The organism is Methanobrevibacter ruminantium, assembly GCF_016294135.1.
In the GTDB taxonomy this organism is placed as follows: domain Archaea; phylum Methanobacteriota; class Methanobacteria; order Methanobacteriales; family Methanobacteriaceae; genus Methanobrevibacter; species Methanobrevibacter ruminantium_A.
This window is the reverse complement of record NZ_JAEDCO010000058.1, coordinates 1-6512: the sequence shown is the minus strand read 5'-3', so window position 1 is coordinate 6512 and position 6512 is coordinate 1. Positions and strand designations below refer to the sequence as shown.

Genomic DNA, 6512 nt, shown 5'->3' with positions numbered 1-6512 from the left:
AAAAAAAGAAAAGGTATATAAATAAAAAAGTTCAAATATTTAGGTATACATAAATATTTTTTAGGTTTACTAAAATATTTTTGTAAATATAAAAAATAATTTTATTTATTTATCAGACAAATTATTTTTAAATTTATAGGTGTAAAATATGGCAAAGAAAAATACATACTTGGCAATGATTCTATCTTTAATCTTTCCAGGTTTAGGTTTAGCATACGATGGTGAAATGAAAAGATTCATTTGTTATCTTGTTTTAGGATTAATATTCTTAGGATTCTGGATACACTTCGGAATGCCTTTGGATGCAGAAGTTGACAATACCGGTTTCTGCTGCTACTTAGCATACATTATAACTTGGATCTTTGGTCTTTATGACACTTTAAGAACTACTATCGATATTAATAGAGGAAATTAAAATTTTTAAATTATTTTAACCTCTTTTTATAATTAAACTCTTTTCCTCTTTTAATTAAATTATTATTTACCACTTCTTTTTTTATTTTTTAAACTACTTTAAAGCTAATTTTAACTTATTTTTTAAAAAAAAAGAATGATAATTTAATAAAAAAAGTATTTAAAAATTTATAAAGTTTAAAAAAAGAATTTTAAAAAAAAGAAATTTGTAGGAAAATACTTAGAAAGTATTGTTTCCTACTTCAATTTTATCAATGACCTTTTGTCCGTCTTCTGCCATTTGAGAGAATGTAGCAATGGTTTCCTGCATTTGAGGAAGTGCTTGGTTTTTGTAATTGCTTACATCTTCAATTGCAGCTAAAGCATCTGCAAAGGATGCCTTAAGGACTTCAGGGGAAATCATTGTTTCCATGCTTTGCTTTTGAATCTCGTTTCCTTGCTCTCTAAGCATTCTGGAAGTTGATTCAATAACCTGTTCAGTGGTTTCATTTAAGGTTTTAATCTTATCGATAACGATTTTTTGGTTGTATAATGCACTTGCAACCATTACACCGTTTCTAAGTGCAGTTACAGTTACGTTTTTAGCACGAGTTACTCCTCTGATCAATTCCTTGTTGTTTCTTCTTACAACATTCAAGGAGATGATTCCTTGTTCATTTACAACAATCATCTGTTGCATGTCCATGATTCTTTGTCTAAGTGGGAATAATACCTCTTCACGTACAAAGTCAATTTTATATTGGTCTACACCTTCAATTTCAGCTTGACGGATTTGCTGTTCAATTGAAGCATCCATCTGTTTACCTAACTCAATGTCAGTCATGAGCTTTTTGGTCAATTCTCTTAAATATGATTCTTCTGCAAGAAGAGTTGTGTTGTCATTTTGCAATACTCTGCTGCTTTCATCAAGGGATTTGAGAATGTTGGAGATAGCTTCATCAGCCTTTTCATATTTAGCAAAATAATTTCTGACTGGTCTTAAGAGTTTTCCTAAGATGCCGGATTGGCCGAATTCAATAGCGCTAGGGTCTATGTTTCTGATTTCTCTGTCTAATTCCTCTAGTTTTTCACCTACATTTGCTGCTTCATCTCCACCTTTTGCAATATCAACAAAACGAGTGGTCAAGAGATTGTTCTTGTTTGCAGATCTGTTGATTGCATTGAGACCAAAGTCATCCAATGGTTTCAAGATGTTTTCTCTTGCAGCTACATCATCAAAATTAGCTTCAAAGATTGCAGCAGCATTATCATCTGCCTGTTTTTTGATTTCTGCATTTGGTATTTTTTCTTCTTCGTACTTTAGACTTTTGTCTACTTCTTCTTTAATTTCAGTAACATCAAGTGAAAATTCAGACATTATATCACCCTTTATATTTTACACAAAATTAAAAATTCAATGTGTCATATAATTTTATGACATATATTATTTATAAATCTTTGCATTATTTTAAATGAGAATTATAAAAAATATATAAAAAATAGTTTAAAAAATAGTTTAAAAAATATTAAAAATAAGATGAAATAGCATAAAAAACTGAAAAAAAGAATATTAATCATAATCCTTTACAGAATCAATCAAATCATTCATTTCCTTAATCAAATTGTCTATCTCTTGATCAGAACCATCATCGCCATTGCTTATGCTGATGATGAGTTCGCTTTGGAGATCATTCATTTTAGAAACAATGGATTGCAAAGTCTTTATCTTTTCCTTAAGGGCATTAGCTATTTTTTCTGAATATTCATCAGATAGGTTTATCATGTTTTCAGCTGCTTCAGCTTCCTTAAAGAAGTTCACTCTGCATACATCAACTTCTCCCCTGAATCTGCCATAAGACATTTGGCCATTAGGGAATTTCCTTTCAAGGAGTTCTAAAACCTTTTCTTCCTTGGTTTCATAAGTTTTCTTTAGGTCTTCAACTTGCTTCTTATAGTATGAATAGTTCTGAGAAGTAGTATTTGATGTAGTGGTAGTTGTAGTGCTTGTTGTATTTCTAGTTGTAGTATTGAAAGTATTATTTGGCTTTACGTCAGCTTCATCCAATTTCTTACCGCAGTTTGGACAGAAATGATCTTCTGGGAATAACTTGAATCCACAATAAATACAAAAATTGTCTTTTGCCATAATATCACTTTTTTGCCAAATATTGTCTAAAACTTAATGTTTTATTCTAATAATTTTACAACTCAAATTTACTACTAATTTAATTAAAATAATGATTGATTAAATCAATTGTTTATAAATTACTATCAATTATTTTAATAGTATCTTTATTTTAAATAATTATTGACTGTTACTAATACTTTGTTAATTTTTAAATATATATCTATGTGTTAAATTACACAATTTTAACCTATTTTCAGTATACTTAGATGAGATATACGGTGAAGTTTTCTTTCTTAATGCTTATAGTTATTAATCAAAAGCAATATAATAGAATATATAAATTACATTAACATAGTTATATTTAAAAATATGGAGAAAATATCATGACAAGAAAATATGGAGACAGAACTTTAGAAGTGCATGCAGGCCAGGAAGAGGCAGATCCATTCACTGGCGCAAGAGCAGTTCCTATTTATCAAACCAGTTCATATGTATTTGAAAGTGCAGAATATGCAGCTAACATATTTGCTCTAAAAGAGCCAGGTAACATTTACACCAGATTAAACAATCCAACCAATGAAGTGTTTGAAAAGAGGGTTGCAGCTATTGAAGGGGGAGTGGGTGCATTGTCACAGGCCAGTGGTATGGCAGCTATCACACTTGCTATCTTGAATCTAGCTCAATGTGGAGATGAAATAGTCTCTGGAAACAACCTTTACGGTGGAACATACAACCTATTCAAGAATACATTGAATAAATTCGGAATAAAAGTCAATTTTGTGGACTCTCAAGATACACAGGCTTTTGAAGATGCTATTACAGATAAGACAAAAGCTTTATACTGCGAATCTATCGGTAACCCAAAACTTGATGTACCTGACTTTGAAGTATTGGCAGATATTGCTCATAGACATGGAATTCCTTTAATAGTTGACAATACATCTGCTATAGGCATGGTAAAGCCTATTGAACATGGAGCAGACATTGTTGTTCACTCAGCAACCAAGATCATTGGAGGGCACGGTACAAGCTTAGGAGGAACCATTGTGGATTCCGGTAATTTCGATTGGACTAACGGCAAGTTCCCAGAGTTTACAGAACCAGATGACAGTTATCATGGCCTTGTTTATGTGGATGCATTCGGTGAAGCGGCTTACATTACCAAAGCACGTGTACAGATGATGAGAGATTTAGGTACATGCATTAGCCCATTCAATTCATTCCTTCTCCTTCAAGGACTTGAAACAATGTCCTTAAGAGTCAAGCAACACACTGAAAACGCTCTTGAAGTGGCTAAATTCCTAGACCAGCATGAACTTGTTTCATGGGTAAACTACCCAGGTTTAGAAGACAATCCTAACCATGAGATCGCTAAGAAATATCTCAATGGAAAATACGGCTGTGTACTTGGATTTGGTATTAAAGGTGGAATAGAAGAAGGCAAGAAGTTCATTGAAAACGTTGAGCTATTGTCTCACCTTGCAAATATCTGTGATGCAAAGACCTTAGTGGTGCATCCTGCTTCCACTACACATTCCACAATGTCACCGGAAGAGCAGGTTGACAGTGGAGTGACTCCAGACTTCATTAGAATGTCTGTAGGAATTGAAAACGTGGAAGACATCATTGCAGATATCGATCAAGCTTTAAGGAAAGCTGTTGAATAAATAAAAATAGTAAATAGAGGATAAAACCTCTTTAAAAAATAATTCTTTTTTTCTTTTTTTAAAAATTTTTTTCATAAAATTAGTAATATTTTAAAAATTTTAAAAATAATTCTCATAATAACGAACTAAATAAAAATAGATAAAAAAAGTGGGGAAATCCCCACTAGCAGGTAGTTTTAAGAAAAATCTTAAAACAATACGAACTTTAATTAATAATTGTTTTTTGTAATATATAATCTTTTCTTAAATGAAACTTTTTTAAAGGGCAAAACTAAATAAAATACCTTAAATTACTTATTTTAAATTTATAAGATAATTAAATTAAAATATAAATTACTACTTGAATAAATCCAAGTAGAATAAATAATATAGATAGCTTCAATAATACATCCATCAAGATATCACCTCCTGATGTTAGTCAGGAAAAAGTTCGTATCCCTGCTAGAAGTTCCGATATCGAGATAAGGTATTTTATAATTAGAATTGCCCAAATAATAATTATAATTTGTTATTTTATAAATTTAACGATTAAGATTAATTATTTTTACAATTTAAAGTAAATTTGATAGTTTGATTAAAAATAGCAACTTAATTATAATTTTTCAATATGGTTATAATATTAAAAAAATATAAAAAATAAAAAAAATTAAAAAAAAGAAAATTGATAAAAAATAGTTTTTAGTATAATTCTGGACCAGTATACTCATTTTCTTCAGTATATACTCTAATCAAAGTATCAACTGTATCCTCATACATCAATCTATAGCCGATTGCACCGCCAAACTTACTTTCGAGGTTATTAAGTGCCTTGTTTGCTCCTGGACTGCAGTTATTGATAATATACCACATTCCATGAGGAGTGTAAATGAATAGTTCACCGTATCCCTCCTCTGCACCATTCTTGAAACCATCTGCAGGATCATAGATTTTGGTGGAATGGATAGCCAGTCTGCTTAAATCCTGTTTTGGTTGTGTTCCGCTTTTAAAGAGCATTGTTAACCAGTTGTAGACTTGGTCCTTGAATTGAACCTTCTTGATTGGATCAGACATCTTCTCTTCTATGTTTTTTCTTCTTTTTTCCAATGTGTTTGTTATTCCAAGTATCTCTTCAACTTTAGAAACATCCTCTTCCAAGCATCTGTATCCTTCAGGACGTCCTGTAACCTTGATGTTGCCTTCTACAAAGTCCATCCTTTTCCATTTTCTCATATATTGCTTGACTTTCTCCCATTCCTCATCAGGTATCTTCTTGTTCAATCCGTAGAGATAGCCATATTCCATTGCATCATAGCACTTGGTTTCTAACTTTAAATCCTTATCTGTCATCTTAATCATCTAATATTTGTTTTTCTAATCTGAAATCAATTTGAATAATCTGATAAACTTCTCATCAATATCCTCTTCTTCAGCATACAATGCCAAGTATTGTGCAAAGGTAGGTTTGCTGAAGCCTCTATAGGTCATATTATAGAATATGTCTCCTAAAGACTTTGAAAACTTCTTGGATTTTCTTATCTTCTGTATTTCCTTAACTTCTATTTCCACTTCATATCCGCATTCATCGCTTATGTATTTGGATAATGCCAGAGCGAGCACATCATTCGGGAAAGTGTCTTCAAACTCCTTTTGACCAATAACGAAGATATTTGAATTTTCAATCATGCCGTTTTCAATCCATTTGTTTAAACTTTCCTTTGTTTCCTCATCAGCATCATTGTCCATCAATGCAAAGATATCCGTTTTGGAAAATGAATTCTTTATAATGCGGATGAAATTAGGTATGTCCTTTATGCCGTCTGCCTTTACAATCTTTAGGAAGTTTTGGGTTATTGGATAGCCATACAATTTCTCATACATTATTGGAATGAACTTAAGCTCGGATTCCCCTTCCACTATCAAAAGTTTGCTTGTGAAGAAGAAGTCTATATTCATTATTCCAAGATTTGCCAATGTAATCTGTGTTTGGGTTGTGCTGCCCAATTCAAAGATTTGGGAACCTCTATCTGCATCTAAGCTGATTAACTTAATTTCATCAAGCTTGACCTGGTTGATTATGAATGGATAGTGAGTGGTTATTATTATCTGTTTTCCTTCCGTGGACAAATCCTTTAACAAGCGTAAAACGTCTAATTGGGCCTTGATATGAAGGTGAGTTTCAACCTCATCGAATACATATACAAGGTCATTCTTGTCCTTTTTATGCTTGAAAATGGCAAGTGTGGTACGCCTGTTTGTACCGTCTCCCATCTTTTCAAGTAGCATTTGCTGGTTATTATTATTATTATTATTATTATTATTATTATTATTATTATTATTATTATTAT

General features: G+C 31.5%; 6 protein-coding genes. 2 read left to right on the top strand and 4 right to left on the bottom strand.

The genetic code is table 11. The features are described 5' to 3' along the window. The first annotated feature begins 148 nt into the window (after positions 1 to 148). A complete protein-coding gene (locus VW161_RS08530; protein ID WP_304103300.1) occupies positions 149 to 415 on the top strand; it encodes a hypothetical protein in 267 nt (88 codons plus the stop codon). A gap of 219 nt (positions 416 to 634) precedes the next feature. Here the strand turns inward: VW161_RS08530 and VW161_RS08525 are convergent, their stop codons facing one another. After that, entirely contained in the window at positions 635 to 1771 is a 1137-nt protein-coding gene (locus tag VW161_RS08525; protein WP_304103302.1) for a toxic anion resistance protein, read from the bottom strand. Positions 1772 to 1963: 192 nt separating this feature from the next. After that, positions 1964 to 2539, bottom strand: coding sequence for a hypothetical protein (locus tag VW161_RS08520; protein WP_304094936.1), 576 nt, complete (start codon positions 2537 to 2539; stop codon positions 1964 to 1966). 365 nt (positions 2540 to 2904) lie between these two features. On the opposite strand from VW161_RS08520, the gene VW161_RS08515 reads away from it, so the two are divergent. After that, positions 2905 to 4188, top strand: a complete 1284-nt coding sequence (locus VW161_RS08515) for an O-acetylhomoserine aminocarboxypropyltransferase/cysteine synthase family protein (RefSeq protein ID WP_304094934.1) — start codon at positions 2905 to 2907, stop codon at positions 4186 to 4188. 678 nt (positions 4189 to 4866) lie between these two features. On the opposite strand, the gene VW161_RS08510 is transcribed toward VW161_RS08515, so the two are convergent. Then, positions 4867 to 5514 (bottom strand): hypothetical protein, encoded by a 648-nt coding sequence (locus VW161_RS08510; protein WP_304103305.1) that lies wholly within the window; start codon positions 5512 to 5514, stop codon positions 4867 to 4869. Positions 5515 to 5538: 24 nt separating this feature from the next. Next, a partial coding sequence (locus tag VW161_RS08505; RefSeq protein WP_325192927.1) for an ATP-dependent nuclease occupies positions 5539 to 6512 on the bottom strand: 974 nt, incomplete at its 5' end.

Excerpts from the sequence above, each read along its gene's own strand:
- VW161_RS08510 (WP_304103305.1), bottom strand. The coding sequence starts at position 5,514 with ATGACAGATAAGGATTTAAAGTTAGAAACCAAGTGCTATGATGCAATG.
- VW161_RS08530 (WP_304103300.1), top strand. The coding sequence starts at position 149 with ATGGCAAAGAAAAATACATACTTGGCAATGATTCTATCTTTAATCTTT.
- VW161_RS08515 (WP_304094934.1), top strand. The coding sequence starts at position 2,905 with ATGACAAGAAAATATGGAGACAGAACTTTAGAAGTGCATGCAGGCCAG.
- VW161_RS08520 (WP_304094936.1), bottom strand. The coding sequence starts at position 2,539 with ATGGCAAAAGACAATTTTTGTATTTATTGTGGATTCAAGTTATTCCCA.
- VW161_RS08525 (WP_304103302.1), bottom strand. The coding sequence starts at position 1,771 with ATGTCTGAATTTTCACTTGATGTTACTGAAATTAAAGAAGAAGTAGAC.